The organism is Marinobacter fuscus, assembly GCF_003007675.1.
Taxonomy (GTDB): domain Bacteria; phylum Pseudomonadota; class Gammaproteobacteria; order Pseudomonadales; family Oleiphilaceae; genus Marinobacter; species Marinobacter fuscus.
Map to the genome: position 1 here is coordinate 21,758 of NZ_PXNP01000097.1, position 21,905 is coordinate 43,662.

General features: G+C 57.4%; 18 protein-coding genes. 7 read left to right on the plus strand and 11 right to left on the minus strand.

What is annotated here, in order from left to right; all coding sequences use genetic code 11:
• Positions 1 to 18 precede the first annotated feature (18 nt).
• Positions 19 to 846, minus strand: coding sequence for a CheR family methyltransferase (locus C7H09_RS13165; protein WP_106763400.1), 828 nt, complete (start codon positions 844 to 846; stop codon positions 19 to 21).
• Positions 847 to 882: 36 nt separating this feature from the next.
• Positions 883 to 1,812: a chemotaxis protein CheV gene (locus C7H09_RS13170; RefSeq protein WP_106763402.1), complete on the minus strand. Its 930-nt coding sequence runs from the start codon at positions 1,810 to 1,812 to the stop codon at positions 883 to 885.
• A 198-nt stretch (positions 1,813 to 2,010) separates the two neighbouring features.
• On the opposite strand from C7H09_RS13170, the gene flgA reads away from it, so the two are divergent.
• From flgA to C7H09_RS13185, 3 genes are all read left to right on the plus strand, one after another.
• Positions 2,011 to 2,712, plus strand: coding sequence for a flagellar basal body P-ring formation chaperone FlgA (gene flgA, locus C7H09_RS13175; RefSeq protein WP_206074330.1), 702 nt, complete (start codon positions 2,011 to 2,013; stop codon positions 2,710 to 2,712).
• A gap of 125 nt (positions 2,713 to 2,837) precedes the next feature.
• Entirely contained in the window at positions 2,838 to 3,164 is a 327-nt protein-coding gene (gene flgM, locus C7H09_RS13180) for a flagellar biosynthesis anti-sigma factor FlgM (protein WP_106763408.1), read from the plus strand.
• Positions 3,165 to 3,171: 7 nt separating this feature from the next.
• Positions 3,172 to 3,642, plus strand: coding sequence for a flagella synthesis protein FlgN (locus C7H09_RS13185; RefSeq protein ID WP_106763410.1), 471 nt, complete (start codon positions 3,172 to 3,174; stop codon positions 3,640 to 3,642).
• 44 nt (positions 3,643 to 3,686) lie between these two features.
• Here C7H09_RS13185 and C7H09_RS13190 read toward each other — a convergent pair whose 3' ends face one another.
• A complete protein-coding gene (locus tag C7H09_RS13190) occupies positions 3,687 to 4,427 on the minus strand; it encodes a cyclic di-GMP-binding domain-containing protein, MshE-related (RefSeq protein WP_106763413.1) in 741 nt (246 codons plus the stop codon).
• Between the two features lie 223 nt (positions 4,428 to 4,650).
• Here C7H09_RS13190 and C7H09_RS13195 point away from each other — a divergent pair, with 223 nt between their 5' ends.
• The 3 genes from C7H09_RS13195 to C7H09_RS13205 all read left to right on the plus strand — a co-directional run bounded on the left by C7H09_RS13195 (position 4,651) and on the right by C7H09_RS13205 (position 7,883).
• Positions 4,651 to 5,247 carry a peptidylprolyl isomerase gene (locus C7H09_RS13195; protein WP_206074331.1) on the plus strand — a complete coding sequence of 199 codons (597 nt, stop codon included), beginning with the start codon at positions 4,651 to 4,653 and terminating at the stop codon, positions 5,245 to 5,247.
• Positions 5,248 to 5,253: 6 nt separating this feature from the next.
• A complete protein-coding gene (mnmC, locus tag C7H09_RS13200; protein WP_106763418.1) occupies positions 5,254 to 7,158 on the plus strand; it encodes a bifunctional tRNA (5-methylaminomethyl-2-thiouridine)(34)-methyltransferase MnmC2/FAD-dependent 5-carboxymethylaminomethyl-2-thiouridine(34) oxidoreductase MnmC1 in 1,905 nt (634 codons plus the stop codon).
• A gap of 92 nt (positions 7,159 to 7,250) precedes the next feature.
• Positions 7,251 to 7,883 (plus strand): CBS domain-containing protein, encoded by a 633-nt coding sequence (locus C7H09_RS13205; protein ID WP_106763420.1) that lies wholly within the window; start codon positions 7,251 to 7,253, stop codon positions 7,881 to 7,883.
• 21 nt (positions 7,884 to 7,904) lie between these two features.
• Here the strand turns inward: C7H09_RS13205 and C7H09_RS13210 are convergent, their stop codons facing one another.
• The 5 genes from C7H09_RS13210 to C7H09_RS13230 all read right to left on the minus strand — a co-directional run bounded on the left by C7H09_RS13210 (position 7,905) and on the right by C7H09_RS13230 (position 18,151).
• Positions 7,905 to 10,643 (minus strand): NHL repeat-containing protein, encoded by a 2,739-nt coding sequence (locus C7H09_RS13210; protein WP_106763422.1) that lies wholly within the window; start codon positions 10,641 to 10,643, stop codon positions 7,905 to 7,907.
• A 150-nt stretch (positions 10,644 to 10,793) separates the two neighbouring features.
• On the minus strand, positions 10,794 to 12,830 hold the full coding sequence (gene ligA, locus C7H09_RS13215) for an NAD-dependent DNA ligase LigA (protein WP_106763424.1): 2,037 nt from the start codon (positions 12,828 to 12,830) through the stop codon (positions 10,794 to 10,796).
• Between the two features lie 22 nt (positions 12,831 to 12,852).
• Positions 12,853 to 13,848: a cell division protein ZipA gene (gene zipA / locus C7H09_RS13220; protein WP_106763426.1), complete on the minus strand. Its 996-nt coding sequence runs from the start codon at positions 13,846 to 13,848 to the stop codon at positions 12,853 to 12,855.
• Between the two features lie 129 nt (positions 13,849 to 13,977).
• Entirely contained in the window at positions 13,978 to 17,469 is a 3,492-nt protein-coding gene (gene smc / locus C7H09_RS13225; RefSeq protein WP_106763429.1) for a chromosome segregation protein SMC, read from the minus strand.
• 1 nt (position 17,470) lies between these two features.
• Positions 17,471 to 18,151, minus strand: a complete 681-nt coding sequence (locus C7H09_RS13230; protein ID WP_106763745.1) for a GntR family transcriptional regulator — start codon at positions 18,149 to 18,151, stop codon at positions 17,471 to 17,473.
• 271 nt (positions 18,152 to 18,422) lie between these two features.
• On the opposite strand from C7H09_RS13230, the gene C7H09_RS13235 reads away from it, so the two are divergent.
• Complete coding sequence (locus tag C7H09_RS13235; protein WP_106763432.1) at positions 18,423 to 19,355, plus strand: GGDEF domain-containing protein; 933 nt, start codon at positions 18,423 to 18,425, stop codon at positions 19,353 to 19,355.
• A 2-nt stretch (positions 19,356 to 19,357) separates the two neighbouring features.
• Here C7H09_RS13235 and rluB read toward each other — a convergent pair whose 3' ends face one another.
• The 3 genes from rluB to C7H09_RS13250 are packed head-to-tail and all read right to left on the minus strand — an operon-like array spanning position 19,358 to position 21,902.
• Complete coding sequence (rluB, locus tag C7H09_RS13240) at positions 19,358 to 20,362, minus strand: 23S rRNA pseudouridine(2605) synthase RluB (protein WP_106763435.1); 1,005 nt, start codon at positions 20,360 to 20,362, stop codon at positions 19,358 to 19,360.
• A 38-nt stretch (positions 20,363 to 20,400) separates the two neighbouring features.
• Positions 20,401 to 21,066: an SMC-Scp complex subunit ScpB gene (gene scpB, locus C7H09_RS13245; protein WP_106763748.1), complete on the minus strand. Its 666-nt coding sequence runs from the start codon at positions 21,064 to 21,066 to the stop codon at positions 20,401 to 20,403.
• A gap of 14 nt (positions 21,067 to 21,080) precedes the next feature.
• Positions 21,081 to 21,902, minus strand: coding sequence for a segregation and condensation protein A (locus tag C7H09_RS13250; RefSeq protein ID WP_106763438.1), 822 nt, complete (start codon positions 21,900 to 21,902; stop codon positions 21,081 to 21,083).
• Positions 21,903 to 21,905 lie beyond the last annotated feature (3 nt).

Here is a 21,905-nt window from a genome sequence, read left to right on the forward strand (position 1 = left end):
CCCCAGCAGCCTGAGCAACTATTTTTTACGGTAAATAATGCCCGGATGGCACTGCACCATCTCGTAAAGATCCGGCAGCCCGTTCAGAGACTCCGACGCACCCAGAATCAAATAGCCGCCGGGGTTCAGCGAGGCGTGTAGCTTGGTAAGAATGTCTTTCTTCAGATCTGCCGAAAAGTAGATCAGCACGTTGCGGCACATAATGATGTCAAACTTGCCCAGCATGTAACGCTCAAGCAGGTTCAGCTCTTTGAAGTCCACCATAGACTTGATCTGCGGGCGAATCTGCCAGCCGCCATTCTGCGAGGGCGTGAAAAACAGCTTCTGCCGTTCCGCTGACAAACCACGCCCAATCGCGATCATTTCATATTCGCCTTTGCGGGCCACTTCAAGAACGCTTTTCGATATGTCTGTCGCGGTAATCTTCACGTCCCTTAATTTTCCGGGCCGGCTTCTTCGGAATTCCTCGATCACCATCGCGACGGAATAAGGCTCCTGGCCGGTAGAACAAGCCGCAGACCATATTCGCAACGGCTGCATGGAGTTGCGCTCAGCGAACTCCGGCAGTAATTTGTCCTGAAGGATCCGGAATGGGTGATTGTCCCGAAACCAGAGGGTTTCGTTGGTCGTCATGGCATCGATCACGACCTCCCGCAAGCTGGCGCGCCCCGGTTGCTTCAAGCGTGCCAGCAAATCCCCCAGGGAATTGAGGCTGTTCTCTTCGAGAATCCGCCGCAACCGGCTCTTTACCAGGTATTGCTTGTTATCCCCTAACAGAATGCCGCAGGCATCCTGCAGGAATGTCTTGAAGGTTTCGTATTCCTGTGGGGTTATTTCAGCTTTCATTGGATCTCTGCTTTGGGTAAAACCGATGACTGAAAATCACTGCTGATCGATGATTTCCATCACTCGCTCGGCCAGTTCATCCGGGCTGAACTTGGCCATGAAATCGTTGGCACCGACTTTCTGAACCATAGCTTTATTGAACACACCGCTGAGCGAGGTGTGCAGCATCACGTAAATGTCTTTTAGCGCCGGATTCTCTTTCAGTCGTGTCACCAGCGTGTATCCGTCCATTTCCGGCATTTCGACATCGGAGATGATCAGCGAAAAGTGATCCTGAGCCCGCGAACCATCCTGCGTGATTTCCTGTAGATGCTCCAGGGCCTGTTTGCCATCGTTGCGGGTAACGACTTCCATGCCGATAGCGCCGAGACAGCGCTGAATCTGACGCCGGGCAACCGACGAGTCATCAACCACCAGAACCGGGAGATGGCCGGGCACCCGACTCGCGCTTTTTGCAACCACTTCTTCGGTAACATCTTCTCTCAGCGGAGAAACTTCCGCAAGAACCTTCTCTACGTCTATGACTTCAATAAGCTTATCGTCTATTTTGGTGACCGCGGTAAGGTAAACATCGCGCCCCGCCCCTTTCGGTGGCGGCAGAATGTCTTCCCAGTTCATGTTCATTATCCGCTCGACACCGGAGACCAGAAAACCCTGCGTGCGCCGGTTATATTCGGTGATAATAACGAAACTGGTGGCCAGGCGTTCCTGTGCTATACCCGGCAAACCGATGGCCATACTCAAATCGATGATCGGTATGGTTTCGCCACGGATATGCGAGACGCCCCGCACGACCGAACGGCTGTTCGGTATCGACGAAAGCTTCGGGCACTGCAAAACCTCTTTCACCTTGAACACGTTAATGCCATACGTCTGGCGGCCACCCAGATGAAACAGCAACAACTCCAGCCGGTTCTGGCCAACCAGTTGCGTACGTTGGTTAACGCTGTCTAATACCCCTGCCATAATCTGTGACTCCTGGAGCGCCAAAAACGGCATCGTTATTGCTTGATAACTATTAGTCCCGAGGGAACGCGTGTGGTGCTTTTTTCGGCCGAACCCATAAAGCGGTTGCCTGTACACGGCTTAACGGCCGCTAACGCCAATGCCTTAGCACATTACGCGCTACTCCGTTTAATGACAGCATAGGACAAACCGATACGTATGCGAATCATCTTTTTGGCGGTATTCCTGGTATTTACCGGCCAGCCTGCCATAAGTTTGGCGCAGACAAGCGCAGCCGACATCCAGCGTACCGCAGAACACTTCCTGTCAGACTGGTCCGAGACTATGGCAGCGAACGGCTACAAGACCCGGTTCGAGGTAGGCAGTATTGATCGTCGCCTGGCGCTGGCGGCCTGCGAATCAGCGCCTTCGGCGAGTTTTGCTGGCGACCCAACCAACAGCACCAACCCTTCTCTGCTGATAGCCTGCAGTGGCGAGCGCCCCTGGCGAATGTATGTACCTGCCCGAATCGAGATTCATGGCCCGGCCCTGGTCGCCAGCCGCGCCCTGGCAAGGGGTGAGCGCCTGACCCCACAACTCGTTCGCACCGAAACCGTTCAGATCAATGCCAGCCGTCGCGGTGTCATTACCCAGGCCGCGCAGGTTTCCGGTATGATGGTGCGCCGCCCGGTCAGCGCGGGCACGGTGCTTACGCCGGACCTGCTGGAGGCGCCAAACGCCATTGAACGTGGCGACCATGTGGTTATTACTGCAAGGTCTGGTTCGTTTTCCGTCAGCACCCGCGGCAAGGCGCTGGCCAGCGCCAGCGTGGGCGAACAGGTTCTTGTTAAAAATCTGCGCTCGGAGCGCACCGTCAAAGCCCGGGCGACTCGCCCTGGCCATGTTGAAATACCGATGTAGCAAGCATCGGCCCGAGCGGCAAAAGTTTTCCGTTTGTTAATTAAAGTATGGCGAACACTTGCCGTTAAACCGTTGTAAACCCGATTCCGCCACGCACGCTGTGGCCCAGGCAAGCAGGTAATATTATGTCAGTTGACTTCAATGGAATTGGCCAAGGCCAGGTCAACACCACCCGGACGACGGCCGACAAAGCCAGCAGCAGCCAGGCAGATAAGCCAGCTGTTAGTGATCAGGCCAAGGCGCAAAGCTCCTCAGCCCGCGGTGAAAACGTCAATCTCAGCAAGGAAGCCCGGAATCTTAAGCAGCTTGAGCAAAAGCTGGGAGATTTTCCGGAAATGGACGATGACCGGATTGAGCAGATCCGCACAGCGCTTGAAAACGGCACTTATAAGGTTGATGCACAGAAACTGGCCCAGAAAATGCTTGAAATGGATAACAGCATTTTTGGGTGAGTGAGAAATGAGTGCACATGACGAGTTGAAAGCGCTGCTGCAAGAAGATATCCGCCAGCTTGATATGCTGGCGGAGTTGCTGGTTCGAGAAAAAGCGGTTCTGGCGTCACCGGATATTCAACCGCTTCAGGAAATTACGCCCCTGAAAAATCAGGTCCTTGACGGCATCCGCGACCGGGCTAAACAGAAAATCCGCGTACTAGTCGGCATGGGCTACACCCCAGCAGCCGGAGAACCTTCCCGCTTTATTCGCGCAGGCGGCCTGAGCGAGTTGCATGAACTCTGGAAAGAAGCCGACACAAAGATGCGCAGTTGTCAGCAGACTAACCAGAACAATGGGCGAGTACTCGGGCATCTGCAGAAACGGCTTACCCGGCTGACGGATATTTTCCGCGGCGCCTCCAGCCAGCAGAAGCTCTACGGTGCCAAAGGACAGCAAACCAGCGTCTCGGGCAGCAGCATTCTCGCCAGCGCCTGAACAGCAAGCAATGAGGCCCGGTCGCCAACCGGGCTCCATTATCTTTAATGGGTGTAGATCGTCATTCGGGAGTCCGGGTGGAACTGAATGTCCCGGATACTCACGTTGCCCATTGATGGCGTTTGCCCGCCCGACACCCGAATATTATCCATTCGAATTTCTTCGATACGCTCCGGCAGGGCAAGGGTTATTCCACCATCGCTCCGGATCGAGTATTGCGGCTCCCCTTCCCGGTAATGGACACCGGAAATCGTCAGATCAGAGTCGAGAAAGCTCAGTACCGGCACAAATACATGGGCCGCCAGCTTGATACCTTCAACAGCATCCAGAGCCCTGGGGCTGCCAATATCGTCGGACGGTTGTCCGGCCATATCAACGACCCGATCGTACTGCGCCAGAATGCCCAGGCCGCTGCGGGCAGAAACGCCCGACATTTCAGCTTCTGTCAGCGGCTGCAGCCCCGACTGCCGGTGTAGCTGCCCGGACTCCTGAGCAGACTGATCTGTGCCCGGGTTGGAAGCGGCAAAGGACACAACCGGTTGAAACGGCAGGGTAGCCATTGCCACAAGAGCCGCAGCATTGCGGTATCTGGACTGGTGCTTGAGCACCCGCTGCAGATCTTTTTCAGAGATCCAGTTCTCTGCTATCAGCACTTCACCGAGCTTCATGCCCGATTCGCGCTGCCGTAACAGGCCCTGCTCCAACTGTTGTTCTGTCAGATAGCCACGATTGATCAACAGCCGGCCAAGCCGGGACTTTTCCTCAAAACCCTGACCGATTCTCACCAGATTCCTCCTGAGATATCCGTGATCACCGTACAACCCGGCCCGGCAGTGTTAGTAACGACTAAAGCTTAGACCAAACACCCTGAAAGTACTGTGATCTTTTACCCTTACCGCCGTAAGTATCTGTTAAAATCTGCCAGAATTTCGTAATCCCGGAGCAATCGGATTGTTTCGGACAATTTTCTGAACCCGACTCGAGAGCAAACTGAAGATGACTGTATCCATGCGCAGACGCTCGTTGTTCACTTTTCTCGGCTACGCCATTCTTTCGCTACTTCTTCCGATTGCCGCCGCCCAGGCAGCAGATAGCAGCGCAGACTTGCCCGAAGTCAGGTTTGTCACATCAGAGGGAGCGTTTGTTCTGCAATTGCGGCCCGATGTCGCGCCGGAAACAGTGCAAAACTTTCTTGCCTACGTAAACGACGGTTTTTACAACGGCACTGTCTTTCACCGGGTAATTCCGGGATTCATGGTGCAGGGTGGCGGCTTCGAGCCGGGTCTCGAGCGCAAGAAAACCAACGCACCCATTAAAAACGAAGCCACCCGCACTCTGCCCAACCTGCGCGGCACTATTGCCATGGCCCGAACCAACAATCCGCACTCAGCCACGTCACAGTTCTTTGTGAACGTTGCGGACAATGACTTTCTGAACGCAGGTGCACGCGGGCCCGGCTATGCGGTGTTCGGCAAGGTAACCGACGGCATGGGCGTGATTGACCGGATTGCCGGCGTTAAAACCGGCTACCAGCAAGGCATGGCCGATGTGCCTGTTACTCCGGTCATCATCCAGACGGCTGAACAGCTGGAACAGGAAGACTAACGCCCGATGCCCCCGAATTCTCAGCCGCCTGCCATGACTCCGGCGGAGCTGACCTGGCATGACGGCGTACCCGAGTCTACCCGTTTCGGTGATGTTTATTTCAGCCGGGATGACGGGCTTGCCGAAACCCGCTACGTGTTCATCGAGCGCAACCGGCTACCGGAGCGCTTTCAGGCCCTGGGCCAAAACGAACACTTTGTAATCGCCGAGACTGGATTCGGCACGGGGCTGAACTTCCTTGCCACCTGGGCTGAGTGGCGTGCGCAACGGGCGGATAAAGCACCCGCCAAGCTACACTTTGTTTCTGTTGAACGTTATCCGCTTACCCATGCTGATCTGGAACAGGCTCTGTCCTATTGGCCCGAACTGGCACCTCTGGCGCAGGAGCTTCTGGATCAGTATCCACCGTTAATCCAGGGCACCCATCGTTTGCTGCTCGAGGGGGGCGCGATCAGGCTGACCCTGTACTTCGGCGATATACTCGATGCCTGGAAGCACCTTGAATTTGTAGCCGACGCCTGGTTTCTGGATGGGTTCGCACCGGCACTGAACCCGGATATGTGGCTGGAAACCGCGATTCAGCAAGTTCGGCAGCACAGCAGACCCGGCACCACTCTGGCTACCTTCACAGCAGTAGGCCGGATTCGGCGTGCGCTCGCCGATGCGGGCTTCGCTATGGCCAAAGTCACGGGCTTTGGCCGCAAGCGCGATATGCTCACCGGAGAACTGCCAGTTGAGCCCGCCAACACGGCAATCCAAGCACCGGCTGGCTCGGTGGTTATTCTTGGCGCTGGAATTGCCGGAACAACACTGGCCAGAAACCTCGCAGAGCGTGGAGTGCCCGTGATGCTTGTCGATGCCGCGGAGTCTCCCGGGCGTGCCGCTTCAGGCAACCCCCAGGGTGCGCTATATGTAAAGCTCGGCATCGAATTTAATGACCAGACCGAGCTTGCCACAACCGCCCTTACCTTCAGCCAGCGCTTCTATAAAAGGTGGCAAGGTGAATTCTGGCACCCGACAGGGCTTCTGCAACTGGCAACCAGTGAAGCCGAAATCAATCGCCAGCAACGCTTTCTGGGCCGCAACCGGTACCCGGCAGAGGTGCTGCAACCGGTCACTGCTGAAGAAGCCTCGCGGATTGCCGGTCTCCCCCTGGCCCACGACGGGCTCTGGTTCCCCCGGTCTGGCTGGCTCAAACCCGGGCGGGCCTGCTCGGTGCTGGCAGACCACCCGCTGATCCGCCAGGTGTTTGGCTTTGAGGCCATCTCTCTTGAACGCCGGCAGCATGGCTGGGTGGTTCGAAGCACTGCAGGCGAGCAGGTAACGGGAGAACAGGTCGTGATTGCAGCCGGGCATAAATCGGGAGCGCTGGTTCCTGTGCCGGACGGGTACAAACTCAATCTGAAGCCCATTCGGGGGCAGGTCAGCGAAATTCCGGCACAAGCGACAAGCCTGCCAGAAGTGGTGATCTGTGGCCACAAATACGTAAACCCGGTCGACCATGGCAGTGGCGTCACCGGCGCCACATTCGACCTGAGGGACGACAACCCCGAACCCACCCTTGAAGGCCACCGCGAAAATCTGACCGAGCTTGCGGCGATGGTTCCCGGTGTGGGGCCGGTTGATGATTCTCTGCTGTCCACACTGACCGGCCGGGTAGCTTTCAGGTGTAGCACCCACGACTACCAACCGGTGGCAGGCGCCTACCAGGCACCCGGTGGCCAGCGTGGGGATGGGGATGGCCTGTATCTGTTCACAGGCCTGGGCAGCAAAGGGCTGGTTTGGGCCCCTTTGCTGGCCGAATTTCTGGGCGACCTGCTCTGTGGCCAGCCCAGGTGTTTGCCACGTAATATCAGTAAGCGGATTGCAACGGGGCGTCTGCACAGACAATTCGTCACAGAATCCCGGTAGGCCATACGGCTTCAGAATTCCGAGTGGCGGCCGTTAAACGGAAAAGGGCAAGATACGCCGACGGCTATCACCGCCCGCTCAAGAGGTGTGGTATGTCTATTTTCGTTAGCGAGCCCGGACGACCCGTGGGAGCCCGGCTTCCGGAAGTGTTTCGGGGCCGCCGCATTGGCGATGTCACTGAACTGTCGGAGTCCGGCGCTATAGCACCGGAGCGCAGCGAAGTGACAGACGCCGAATTCCAGCAGGCGGCCCACAGCGGTTCCCATCGCGCCCTGCAGGAATACGGTGCCGCCGCAGCCGGTGAAAGACCCGAGGAGCGTGTTTACCTCCCGGTTTCGGAAATATGTTCGCCAGCACAGTTCACGGTTCCTGCCTCGGCCAGTGTCGCTGAGGCCATGGAGTCTATGGATCAGCATGGGATACAGCATCTAGTGGTGTTGTCTGACAATAGTGTCGCCGGGCTAATTGACATGCGCTGGTTGCTGGCCTGGGTACACAAGAATACCTCTTCGGCACTGGATCAGGCTTTAGTACACGTTGAGCTACCGGCTTTTCTTACCGCATCCCCGGAAACAGATGCCCATCAACTCGCCCGCCTTATGCTTGCTCACCAGTTAAATGCGGCCTTGATTGTTGACGGGAATGGAAAACCTTTCGGTATCGTCACCAGCACAGATTACCTCAAACTCTACGCCAGTGCCGGCCGCCAAGAAGGGGCTGTCTGACCAGCCCCGGCCCGACACCAATCAAGGCACCAGAGGTGTCAGCAAATCGCCTTCCGGTCCGAGCAGGATGAGCTTTCGCTCCCCCTCCTGGCTAACCAGCGCAACCAACTCATGGTCACGATAGTTTTCAAGATCCAGGATCTCCAGGTTGTCACTGGCAAGCTGGGAACGCCAGTTCCGGTATGGCTGCTCTGAATCTTCCCGGTTCAGACGTGCAAAGATTCCGTTTGTGCTGTTGGCTACCGGCCCTTGCGAATTCCCGGTAAATCGCCCGGTGGTGGAGCCTGCAACCACCAGGTCACGATCAAACAGAACGCCGGCAGTCAGCCATTCGTCTGCGCTGTCATCAATGTCGTTCAGGGTAAACGCGCTGGTGGGCTGGCCAGACAAACTGAAACCCAAAGCAAACCCTGCCCTGCTATTGATTGCTTCCCGAACCAGCAGATTATCGCTCTGCCCCGGATTATCTTCGCCCGGCTTGCTGATGCCGTAGCTTTGTAATGCCGAGCCCAGCAGCACCACTCCGGCGCCGTCGTAAACGCCTGCTCCCAGCGATTCGTCCGCGGAGACCCCTACCTGATAGACAGTCGGTTGTCCGCTGCTGTTGCCATTAAAAAAGTAGGGGCCGATCTTGCCAAGGCCATCCAGGGTCGTGCTGGCATTCCCGAAGTTCAGCGCCAGCGAACTTCGGGCGTCTCCGCCTGCCACGGTTTCATCTCCGGAAGATCCCACCTGTTTGACCGGGCCCGGTACCGGCTCCAGAATGCCAGCGTTCTGCTGGCTATGTACCTGGGCAATAAAGCTGTCAATGCCCCCGGCATAACTCTGTCCCGGCCATGCACCCCTGGTCTCACCGCCAATGGATAAGGCGCCGCTGGCACGGTTGATGCCAACCCAGCGCACGGTGTCATCTCCTGAGGTTCCGGCGCGATAGACCGTGCCTGGCCACGTTGGCTGGTAGGCATCACTTTCGTAATGGTAGAGCGCAACAAGCGCGTCCGTTCCGCCAAGGACTGGCTCGCCAGCAATGGACTGGGCGATACTGAAAGCCACCGCCAGTTCATGACGGTCGATCCGGTTGTTGTTCTGGGAAACTACCCGGCTCTTCGCGTCTATATACACTGCCGTTGGCGGCAATGCCATGCCCACGGGTGTTACCTCTACGGTTTCTAAAGGCACACCGTCCTGTGCGTGTACCCGAACCTGAACCTGGTTGTTGGCGGATGGGTCGTAACCAGCCACGAACAGGCGCCCGTTGTGATTAACCGCCACATCGGTTGGCACAAAGCCATCCGCCCAGCTCAGGGGGCTGGTCAACCGGTTGAGATTCAGTTCCAACAGAACCTCCTGAGCAGGGCGAACATAGCCATCACGCCCGGCCTGGAACCGCCGATCTGTGCCCAGCGGAACCCGGTTGTCATCCCGCGCGGTGGATAGCGTACTGTAATTTCTGGCGCGGACACCAAATTCAACCTCGTTCTGCCCCACTGGAAATACCAATGTATTATCAACACGGTAGGAGCCGGGGTTCGCGGCAGATTCCTGAACAATCTCGAAGGTTTCCGCTGACACACCGGTCAGCTCACCGACACGCGCGAGTCTGGCCCTGAATTCTGCAGTTCTATCCTCCTGCAGGATGGCCCGGTACAGCCTGGTTTCTCCGGCATTTATCGTATCCCGGTTGCCACCACCAAGTGTTTCGATACGCAGCTCGGGTTCGTTATCATTGATGACGATGGATGATTTGAGGCCGCGACCGGAACTTCCCAGCGAGGCAATGCCCTCCCGCACTTCCGTGAGCACCAGCTCAACCGTTTCAGGTTCTTCAGGAATCCGGTCGTCCACAACCTCGAAGGGGATATAGCATTCGGTCACCCCTGGCTCGAAGGTAATCACACCTCGATAGACCGGGTTATCGTCAGTCGCATAACGGATGTACGTCAGGGGTTCTCCGTTCTGGTCTACCGGAAAGCGGGCCGGATCGCCCAGGGCAACTATATCCTCGCCAATCACCGCATAGTTGCGGTTGGCACTGCTCTGCCGGCAATCCTGATGATTCGGATCCACCTGGTTATTGTCGCAACGGCCAGGGTCGAAATCAGAGCGAAACTCGAACGCCAGGGCAACGCGGGTCACCGAGGGTTGATCCAACGTTACCCGGGCAAAGGCTCTGCGGGTCTCGTAGACAACCGGGATGAAACCGTCTGGCGCACCATCCGCGGCAGAATACCGGGGAAGATTGAATGAGTAGGAGCCGGTGTCCAGCTCAGGAATTGCACAACGCGTCTCCCGCGCTTCATCCGGCTCTTGGGTTTCGCCTTCTGTTAGTGTGGTTTCTTCAAGGGCAACCAGATTGTGCTTTACGTCGATGCTGAACGGTTCGAAGCCGGCGGCGCGCCCGTCAGTGGTGACCAGCTCGATGTTTTCACGCTGGCCCAGATCCGATTCGCCCCGGCTGCCGCCGGTTAGCCCGGGCACCCCACGCATGATTATCCCCTGCCGGGCCTTGTTACTGGTGTCTTCCAATGCCAGCCAGGCGGGTTCGTTGGTCAGGGAGTAATCAAGAATGCTCTCGCCGCCGTAGGCGCCCCAGTTGTAGTAATACTCCACCCCCAGGTAGGCGACGGCAGGTGGCGCACCAAGCAATGTTGGCTGATCCGGGTCTGCCTCGGTCTTGCAACCGGAAATCGCCGCCAGGGCCAGAATAAGCCCGGCACAGCGGCCAGAGACGGGAAAGCGGAAAGATAAGTCGGCACCCATGCAAAAATCCGTTTCTTGACGTTTTTGTTATGGCCATGCCCGGGCCTGAAGCCCGGTTTACACACCGTTACAGATCAGCGTCATGGTAGCCAATTTATACATCAAGGGATCTGCGCGAGTTCTCAGATTCTCCTGACTGCCCTTCGCGGCTCAGTCTTCCAAGTGATGGGATTTCAAAAGTGCCAGCAGGCCGTCTTCGTCCAGAATATCGATACCCAACTGCTCCGCCTTCGCAAGCTTGGAGCCAGCCGCCTCTCCGGCTACCACGCATGCGGTTTTTTTCGATACGCTGCCCGCCACTTTGGCGCCGAGTTGCTCAAGTTTTTGCTTTGCCTGATCGCGAGTCATCTGCGCCAGGGTACCCGTAAGCACCCAGGTCTGGCCCGCCAGCGGTAATTCCTCCGGCCGAACAACCTGCTCGGTTTGCCACTCCACGCCCGATTCGCGAAGAGCCGTTAGTGTTTCCTGATTGTGGGGCTGGTCGAAAAAGCTGCGCACATGCCCTGCCACAATCGGCCCGACATCCGGAACCTCCTGAAGCGCTTCTTCACTGGCGCCTGCAACCGCCTCCAGGCTACCGAAATGGGCTGCCAGCGACTTTGCCGTAGCCTCACCCACTTCCCGGATACCCAGCGCATAGAGAAAACGCCAGAGCACCGGATTACGTGAACGGTCAATGGCCGCAACCAGGTTTGCCGCCGACTTGTCGCCCATGCGCTCCAGGCTGGCGAGCTGAAACTTAGTCAGGTGATACAGGTCGGCCACGGTGCTGACCATTTCTTCGTCTACAAGAATCTCAATCAGCCGATCCCCCAACCCTTCAATGTCCAGTGCTTTGCGCGAGGCGTAGTGCCGTATCGCTTCCTTGCGCTGTGCCGGGCAGTAAAGGCCTCCGGAGCAGCGGGCAACGGCCTCCCCCTGAATCTGGACAATATCCGACCCACAAACCGGGCAGTGTTCGGGCAGCTCGACAGCCTGCGCATTCTCCGGTCGCTTTTCCAGGATCACACTGACCACTTTGGGGATGACGTCACCGGCACGGCGGATAAATACCGAATCGCCCTTGCGAACATCCAGGCGCTGGATTTCATCCATGTTATGCAGTGTGGCATTTGATACTGTAACACCGCCAACGAACACCGGTTTTAACCGGGCCACCGGAGTGACGGCACCGGTGCGGCCCACCTGAAACTCGACGTCTTCCAGAACCGTGATCTCTTCCTGGGCAGGAAACTTATGGGCAATGGCCCAGCGCGGTGCCCTGGAAACAAACCCGAGCCGGTTCTGTAAGTCCAGCCGGTTAACCTTGAAGACAATGCCGTCAATCTCGTAAGGCAAGCCATCGCGCTTTTCCATCAGCGCCTGGTACGCCTGCAAGCAACCGTCGGCACCGGTGGCCAGGGTCATTTCCGGGTTGATTCGAAAGCCCCACGCGCGAACCAGCTGAAGGCTCTGCCAGTGGGTATCGGGCAATGCCGTTTCGTCTGTCACCGCCATACTGTACGCGCACATCTCCAGAGGACGCTTAGCTGTGACTGCCGATTTTTTCTGGCGCAAACTGCCGGCGGCTGCGTTGCGCGGATTCACAAAAGTCTTCTCGCCCTGGTCTGCCAGTCGCTCGTTCAGCTGCTCGAAGCCAGCCCGGGGCATATACACCTCGCCCCGCACTTCCAGCTGATCCGGGTACCCGGAGCCGCGCAATTTGAGGGGAACCGAGGGAATCGTGCGAATGTTGGCGGTAATGTCTTCACCCGTGTATCCGTCGCCGCGGGTTGCCGCCCGGGTCAACACCCCTTTTTCGTAATTAAGGCTGACGGCCAGCCCATCGAGCTTAGGCTCGCAGACATACTCTATGGTTGCCTCCATGCCAAGCCGCTCTCTTACCCGGCGATCAAAATCCCGGAGCTCCTCTTCACTGAACGCATTATCGAGCGAAAGCATCGGTAACCGATGCGCTACCTCTGCAAAGCTGGTATCTGCCCGGCTGCCTACCCGCCGGGTTGGCGAATCGTCGGACTCCAATTCCGGAAATTCCGCTTCCAGCTTCTGCAACTCCCGGAATAAACGATCATACTCGGCATCCGGAACACTGGGCTCATCCAGCACGTAGTAAGCGTAGTTATGGTCATCCAGCGTGGCACGCAGTTCCTGTGCCCGCGTGCGAATGTTGTCGGGCGTCTTGGTCATGGGTCAGCAGGGTCCGGGCAGGCTATTTGGGGCGTTGTGAGCGCTGTTTGCGTTCGAATTCTCGAATACGCTGCCGGCAATGCTCAATGGTCTGTGGTGTCATCACACTGCGGCGTTCATCTTTCAGTTCTCCGCCCAGATTGCGCACCACGCACTGCGCGGTTTCCAGCATGAATTCAAAAGCCTGCAGGGCATTGGTTGGCCCCGGCAGACTCATGAAAAAACTGATGCCTGGAGTGCTCAGGGTTTCCACATCTTCCGGCCTGAAGGTGCCGGGCTCAACGGCATTGGCCACACTGAACTGTACCGGCGTGGTGGTGTCATCAGATTCATGGCGATGGTAGATATCCAGATCGCCGTGCTCCAGCCCACAAGCCTCGAACAGGCTTTTAAGGCGCGTACCCTCAAATGTTTCGCCGCTGCGGGACAGTACATTGATAACCAGAACTTCTTTTGCTTCCGGCCGGTTGGCCCCTGCCAGCGGCTGATTCCTGCGGGGCTGAACCTGGCTGCGACGGGCGGTATCCTGCTGCACTTCAGAGGTTACCAGGGGCGGCTCATCTTCGGCCTCTTGGGCTACAGGCACCGGGGCGTCGCCTTCACGCGTATCGAGGGCAGGTTGAACGTCTTCTCTGGCAGGCGATACGGTTCTGGCGGAACCGATAACGCCATCATCGCCGTCAAACGCCAGCCCGGAATCGTCGTAATCGTCGGTTGCTCCCCAACCGGTTTCAGGCATTACATCATCGGTTTCGCCAGCAACCACAGGCTCTGAGGTATCACGGGTAACGTAGCCCCGGTCTTCCAGAGTACTGCGAGACACCGTGCGTGCGCCGCCATTCGGAAGTTCCGGGTTGTAATCCTCATCCAGCGGCGAGCTTTTCAACTCGTCTGCGCCCATGCCTGACGAAATCGCAATAGATTCTTTTCTGGCCCTGCGCATGCGGCGAAGGCCGTCAACCACAATTCCGATGATAACCAGGGTACCTATGGCAATTAACCATTCCCTAAGTGACATAATGCTGCTGTCCTGTTTGCAGTTCTGAACGTTGCTACTCTAAAAAAAGCCCGTAATGAATACAACGGACTCCGGCCAGAGATGGCGTTTTTGTCATGGTTGGCTGGCGAATCACCAACCTCGCGGGTGTCAGGCTTCCGCCAGCGCCGCTGCCTCATCCACATCCACGGAAACCAGACGGGAACAGCCTGGCTCGTGCATGGTCACGCCCATCAGCTGGTCGGCCATTTCCATGGCGATCTTGTTGTGGGTGATGTAGATAAACTGAACGTGTTTCGACATTTCCTTCACCATATTGGCGTAGCGGCCAACGTTGGCATCATCCAGGGGCGCGTCAACCTCGTCGAGCATACAGAAAGGTGCCGGGTTCAGCTGGAAGATTGAAAACACCAGGGCGATAGCTGTGAGGGCTTTTTCCCCGCCAGACAGCAAGTGGATGGTGCTGTTTTTTTTGCCCGGAGGCCGGGCCATTATGGCAACACCCGTTTCCAGAAGGTCTTCACCGGTCAGTTCCAGATAAGCGTTGCCACCACCAAAGACTTTCGGAAACAGCGCCTGCAGCCCTCCGTTCACCTGGTCAAAGGTCTCCTTGAAGCGCTGGCGAGTCTCGCGATCGATCTTGCGAATGGCGGTGTCGAGGGTCTCCAATGCTTCAATCAGGTCATTGTGCTGCTCATCGAGATAGGTCTTGCGCTCACTCTGAACCTGGTATTCCTCGATAGCGGCCAGGTTAATGGCGCCCAGGCGCTGGATACGGTTACCGATTTTCTCGAGCTCCTCCGCCCACGCTTTCTCATCGGCATCCTCCGGAAGCTCCGGCAGCACCTCCTGAAGCCTGACATTCAATTCGTTCAGTTGCTCGAGGTAGTTGGCAGAGCGGATTTCCAGAGCCTGTGATTCCAGCTTGATCTTCTCAAGCCTGGCTCGAATATCCTGGACTTTGTGTTCGGTGCTGCTTCGCCCCTGTTCACGTTCGCGAACCTGACGATCAATATCTTCCAGCCCATCTCTGGCCGCGCCGAGTTTCTCTTCCTCAGCCAGCCGCCGTTCCAGCAGGCCTTCCAATTGCATCTGCAGGTCTTCGATGGGCTCCTCGGCTGTTTCGCGGGTTTCCCGTAAAACCTCAAGGCGCTCCTCCAGCCGCTCCTTCTGCAACTGCATCCGGTCGATGGTCTGCTTCAGGCCGTCACGCTGGCTTTGCAGAGATTGCAACTGGAGCTGCAGCTGATGCGCATGATCACGATCATGGCGTGCCTCCTGGCGCAGCCTGTCGAGGTTTTCCCGAAGGTTGTCACGCTCCTCCAGCAGGCGATCTTTCTCTTCATCATTGTCTTCGCTGGAAGCCAGGGCCAGATTCCAGTCTTCTTTGGCTTCCTGCAGCTGCTCCAGCTGATCTTCCCGTGCCAGCCCGACCTCTTCGATGTCCTCCCGGATTCGTTCAAGGCGGGCGTCTATCTGCTCGGCCCGGGCTTTGAGACCGCTGGTACGAGACGCTACTGAGGCGAGTTCCCGTTCAACCTGACTTAACTGACCCTGAGCCTGATCACGATTCGCCTCTGCCCGCTCGAACCGCTCTTGCAGATTGGTCAGGCTGTCCTGCGCCTGCGCAAACCTGCCCTCTGCCTCGGCCAGCTCTGATTCAAGCACAGAGACCTTCTTCTGGCGCTCAATAACACCAATCTGGCTGGCGTCTGAATCTGGCATCAGTAACCAATCCTTTGAGATCCAGACTCCATCAGGGGTTATCACGCTCTGGCCCGGGCCGAGCATGTCCCGTTTATGCACGGCTTCCGCCAGGGTCTCTGCGGTCTCTATCGAAGTGAACAAAGAGGCCAGTGCGGAAGCTCCGCTGACTTTTGCCGCCAACCCGGATCCCGGAATAAAGCCGGGCCCTTCAGCCAGCAGAGCCAGGCCATTGGGGGCCTCTTGCAGCGGTACCGAAAGCACTTCTGACTGCGGCAGCACCAGTCCCTGGGTGTAGCGGCCGATCACTTGCTCTACCGCAAACTCCCAGCCATCCTCTATGACCAGTTGGGCTGCCAGCCGGGGTGCGCGCTCAAGCCCCTGTTTTGTCAGCCAGTCTTGCAGGGTATCGTCTGCAGCACCCAGTTGCTCGTCCAGCAAGGCTTGCTGGGAACCCAGCGTCGCCCGAAGATTCTGGACCGTTTGCTGATGCCGGGCGGCACTCTGTTCGGCCTGTCGGAGATCCTGTCGTATTTCGTGGACGTCATCCTGGTATTGCTGAATATCGCCGGCAGCCTCTTCCTGCTGCAATGCCAGTGCTTCCTGCTCTTCCAGTAACAACTCCAGTTCGGAGCGATCTAGCTGGCCGTCGAGTGAAGATTGCTCGTCCTGTAAGCGTTGCAGACGGTTGCGGTGCTGCTCGATGGTGTCTTCAAGGGAGCGAATTCGAGACTGTGCAAGCTCGGCCTGGCGTCGGGCATCTGAAGACCGGTTGCTGTACTCTTCCCAGCGTTGTTGCCAGTCTGCCATGGCGTCTTCCGCCTGCTGCAGGGACTCTGCCGATTCTTCCGATCGCACGGATAGTGATTCCTGCTCCGGCTCGATCATGTCCAGCTCTTCCTGGATGGCTGCCAGTTTTTCCTGATCCTGCTCGAGCTCTCTGCCAAGCTCGCGCTGATTCGCCATCGCCTGGTCAAGCTCGGCTGCCGTCTGGCGGCTACGCTCGCGCTGGTGCTCAAGGCTCTGTTCAATTCTGGCAATATCTGCGCCCGCCTCGTAGAACTTCGCCTGGGCGCGATTAAACAGTTCGGTGCGCTCGTGATGATCCTGGCGCAGGGCCTCCAGCGTGGTTTCCAGGCTGACTCGTTCCGTAAGGTGCTTTTCAAGCTCCAGCTCGGTATCGCGGATTCTGCCACGGGCTTGCTGAAGTTCAGTGTCCAGGCTACGCCAGCGCAACACCGTAAGTTCGGCCTTATGTTTCCTCTCTAATTGTTTGTACTGTTTGTACTTTTCAGCAGCAGCGGCCTGTCGTTCAAGATGTTGCAGCTGGCGCCCAAGCTCTTCCCGAAGATCGGTCAGACGTTCCAGATTTTCCTGGGTGCGCCGGATGCGGTTTTCGGTTTCACGGCGTCGCTCCTTATACTTGGAAATACCCGCCGCTTCCTCAATGTACACCCGTAATTCTTCCGGCTTGGCCTCAATCAGCCGGGATATCATTCCCTGCTCGATAATGGCATAGCTGCGCGGCCCAAGGCCGGTACCCAGAAACAGATCGGTGATGTCCCGTCGACGGCACTTGGATCCATTCAGGAAGTACTCCGACTGCCCTTCACGTGATACCCGGCGTTTCACTGAAATCTCGGTAAACTTGACGAACTCGCCAGGCGCGGTACCGTCGGCGTTGTCGAAAATCAGTTCGATGGATGCCTGCCCTACCGGCTTGCGGGCGCTGGAGCCGTTGAAAATAACGTCAGTCATGGATTCGCCCCGCAGATACTTTGCGGAGCTCTCGCCCATTACCCAGCGAACGGCATCAATAATATTGGATTTGCCGCAACCATTGGGCCCGACAACCGCCGTCATGTTGGATGGAAAAGGCACCGTGGTGGGATCGACAAACGACTTGAACCCGGCAAGCTTGATCGACTTCAGCCTCATATCAGGCGTTCTCTTCCCGGAGGATAGCTAGCACCTGCGCACGCTGGTGCTCGCCGAAGTCCTGAATCACATTTTCCAGCCGGTTCGTGTCGCCGCTGGTGGCTGCCTCGCCAAGGCGCCGGAAAAATGCCGCAGTCTCGGTAATTTCGCTACGGGCATGCTCCAGAGTAACGTAATACGAACGGCTGATGGCTGGCCTGAAATTTTCGAGGGTTTCTTCAAGGAAAGGATTGTTGATCAGGCTGTAGGCACGTTTCATCACACCAAAACCTGCCTCGATCACTTTTTCCTCTGAATCCGGTGCTCCCGAATTCAGGGCACTGATCATTTCCTGAAGTTCTTTTACCTGCCCCAGAACACCACCCAACTGGTGGCCGCTCCAGCGCTCCAGTACCTTGCGTGCCAACATGCAAAGCAGATCTATGTAGATGTCGTAAAGCGCGTTCACGGTCTCCGGGGTCAGTGCAGACACAACCGCACCGCGCCGGGGAAATATCTCCACCAGATGCCGCCGCTGGAGGATCAGCAGAGCTTCCCGCACAGAACCGCGACTGACGCCAAGATCGCCGGCCACTTTGAGCTCCTGGATTCGCTCCCCCGGCTGCAGGTCACGAACGACGATTCTTCGCCCCAGATGCTGGGCAATCTGTTCTGAAAGACTCTCGGGTGCCTGAAATCGCATAAACAGCGGGCTCTCTGGAAACATTCAAGCCGCGGAGTTTATCACAGCCTTGTGCTTGCCCCACCCCCTTTTGCCCCACATTTCCGGCGCCATAGGGAATGGCGGCGAAAGATTGCCGGAAATTTGACGTTTTCTCTACCCTACCAAGTCAAACCCTGAACGAGATCTGAAATGTCATCCTCAATCCATTGTTATTAAAGAGTATTTAATGTTTGGCATTGATCATGCTTTATTCGGGGAAACGCATCTTTCAGCGACAGAGTGAAACGCCGTGAGAAACCTGACCTCAATCCAGCCTGGCCCACATCGGAATCGCACCGCTAAATTGACGGAGCTTGCTCGATCCTTCCAGGAATGGAATTCGGCATCGAATGTGATAGCGCGCCTTACCCGGCGTCTCAACATGACGTTGTCGCTGGAAGCCCAGCTCACGATCCTCGCCGAGGAAGTAGCCGCTTCTGTGCCTTTTGACGCCCTGCACTACCGCCACCGGGTGGCCCACCAGGACTTCGTGTTCTCCACCGGCGTAGGCGGTCCGCACAAGTGTGAGTACCGGTTGTCGCTCGAAGGCCACTGTTACGGCACCCTGACTTTCCATCGGCGGCAAAAATTCAGTGAGGAGGAACTCGCGGGCCTGGAAATGCTCATCTCTGCCGTCATCTTCCCGGTTCGCAATGCCTGCCAATATATCGCAATCGAGCAGGCAGCTTTGACCGACCCCCTTACCGGCATTGGCAACAAGCGGGCGCTGATTGAGGCGCTGAATTGCACCAGTGCACTGTCCACACGGCATGGGGCTCCGTGGAGCCTGATACTGTGTGACCTTGATCACTTCAAACAGATTAATGACAACCATGGCCATGTTGTTGGTGATCATATGCTGGTACGTGTTGCCGAAGTACTGGAAGGGGCTGTTCGAGATTCCGATCAGGTCTATCGTTTTGGCGGTGAAGAGTTTGCCGTTATTCTTCCCCACACTACGGAAGAAGCGGGAAAGCAGGTAGCGGAACGGCTGAGGAAAGCCGTTGAGAATATCCGGGTAGACGGTGGCGAAACGCCGCTTACGGTAACGATCAGTTGCGGAATGGCGCGCCACTTGAGCGACGAACAGCCGGATCAGTGGTTGGCAAGAGCGGATGAGGCCCTGTATCGGGCGAAGAGATCCGGGCGCAACTGCACCCGGATCGCCTCAGGCATTGCCTGATCTTACCTGGGCTTTCCGGTTGCTGTGCCCGGAATTTTGCCCGTGCGCTTAGCGCCAGGCTTACGGGGCGCCAAGGGCTTCTTCCTTGCCGGTGCCGAGTCGGCAACCTGCCAACTGTTTCTCCTGGACCGGCCGCCAGCACCGCCGGGGCTTTTACGCCGTTTGCGTTCCTGCTCGGCCTTCTCGTCGGGCGTTTGCTGGGGAATCGCCACAGTCGCCAGGTTCACAGCCCGGCTGAGTATATCCACGCCTTTCTGATCCAGCTCCTCCCAGCGGCCAACCGTCAGTCGGCTGGGCAGGAAAATCGGCCCATAACGCACGCGCTTCAGGCGGCTCACCCGCACCCCCTGAGACTCCCAGAGCCGACGCACTTCACGGTTACGCCCCCCGATCAGGGTAACGTGAAACCACTGGTTGATACCCTTGCCACCGGCTCTGGAAATATCGGTGAAACGGGCCATGCCATCTTCCAGCAACACTCCCTCACGCAGGCGTTCGATCATAGCGTCGTCCACTTCGCCAAATATCCGCACCGCGTATTCCCGGTCAATCTGGCTGGAGGGGTGCATTAACCGGTTAGCGAGCTCACCATCGGTGGTAAACAGCACCAGGCCGGTAGTGTTGATGTCCAGGCGGCCAATGGAAATCCAGCGCTGATCTTTCAAGCGCGGCAAACGATCAAACACGGTGGGCCGGCCCTCCGGGTCTTTCCGGCTCGTGATTTCACCCTCAGGCTTGTTGTACACCAGCACGCGGCGCACAACGGTTTCCGCCGAACTGACATCCAGTACCTTGCCATCCAATTCGAACCTGTCTGCGGTGGTAGCCTTTTGGCCCGCCACCGCAGGCTGCCCGTTGATCAGCAGACGGCCTGCCTCCATCCAGCCCTCAATTTCCCGGCGGGATCCGACGCCGGCACGGGCCAGTAACTTCTGTACACGTTCCGGCGCGGCTTCCTGGCTCTGCTCGGTGCGTCGTGCTCTTCTATCGGGGCCTTTTGCCGCCATGGGTAAAATCCTTGCATACGAATCTGAAGCCACCGGCCTCAGTGAAATGTCCGATCAGAGTCTGAATCCTGCTGATCTGTGTCGTTTGCGGGCTCCCCCTCGGGAGCCGCAGCGGGCTCAAAACTGATCTCGCCCTGAATATTCTGTTCTATTTCCCGACCTATCGCTTCCAGATCGCGCACTTCCGACAGGGGCGGCAATTCGTCCAGACCAGCCAGATTAAAATAGTCGAGAAACTGACGGGTAGTGGCATACATTGCGGGCCTGCCTGGCACATCGCGATGGCCAACCACCCGCACCCACTCTCGCTCAAGCAGTGTGCGAATGATATTGCTGCTTACCGTTACACCCCGGATATCCTCTATTTCACCTCGGGTGATAGGTTGGCGGTAGGCCATCAACGCCAGGGTTTCCAGAAGTGCCCGGGAATACCTTTGCGGCTTTTCCTCAAACAGCCGCCCCACCCAGGGCGCAAATTCGGCCCGCACCTGCAGACGATACCCGGAAGCCACCTTGCGCAGCTCGAAACCGCGGCCCTCACAGGCTTTTTCGAGCATCATCAGAACATGCTCCATTACCTGGCGGGCCGGGCGCTCGTCCTCATTGAACAGCTCCCGCAGCTGATCCATCGACAGGGGCTTGCCTGCCGCCAGCAAAGCGGCTTCGGTAATCGCCTGAAGGCGTGACAAATGTTCGTCGTTCATAACCGGCATATCTCTCAGGTGACGGCCCGGGCCCGGACGTGTATGGCGCCAAGCACCTCAGCCTGAACGATCTCGATCAACTGCTCCTTGACCAGTTCCAGAGTTGCCAGGAAGGTCACCACAACCCCCAGCCGGCCTTCCTCGATCGAAAACAGGCTCTCAAACGACACAAACCGGTCGGCCTGCAACACCGACAGAATATGCGACATTCGCTCGCGGGTTGAGAGCTTTTCCCGTTCCACGTGGTGACTGGTGAACAGATCCGCCCGCCGTAAAACCCCTTGCAGCGCCAGCAAAAGCTCGCGCATTTCTACATCCGGATGCGGCTGGGACGACGGCAGCTTTGGTAAGGCGGCAGAGGCACCAAAGGCATCCCGCTCCATGCGCGGCAGGGTGTCGATGTCTTCTGCTGCCTTTTTAAAACGCTCGTACTGCTGCAAACGCCGAATCAGCTCGGCTCTGGGATCCACCTCATCCTCGTCGTCACTCTCCTGACGCGGCAGCAACATTCGGGATTTGATCTCCGCCAGGGTCGCCGCCATCACCAGATACTCGGCGGCCAGTTCAAAGCGCATGGCTTCCACGGCACCAATGTAATCCATGTACTGGCGGGTAATCTCGCTGACATCGATTTCGAGGATGTTCATGTTCTGACGACGAATCAGATACAAAAGCAGGTCGAGAGGCCCCTCAAAGGCCTCAAGAAAGACCGCCAGAGCATCGGGCGGGATATAGAGATCCTTCGGCAGATCGACCAGAGGTTTTCCGGACACCCGCGCAAGCGGTTCCTGTGCCGCCAGCTGTGCCTGTTCGTGTATCTGGGCTTCCTCTACCACGTA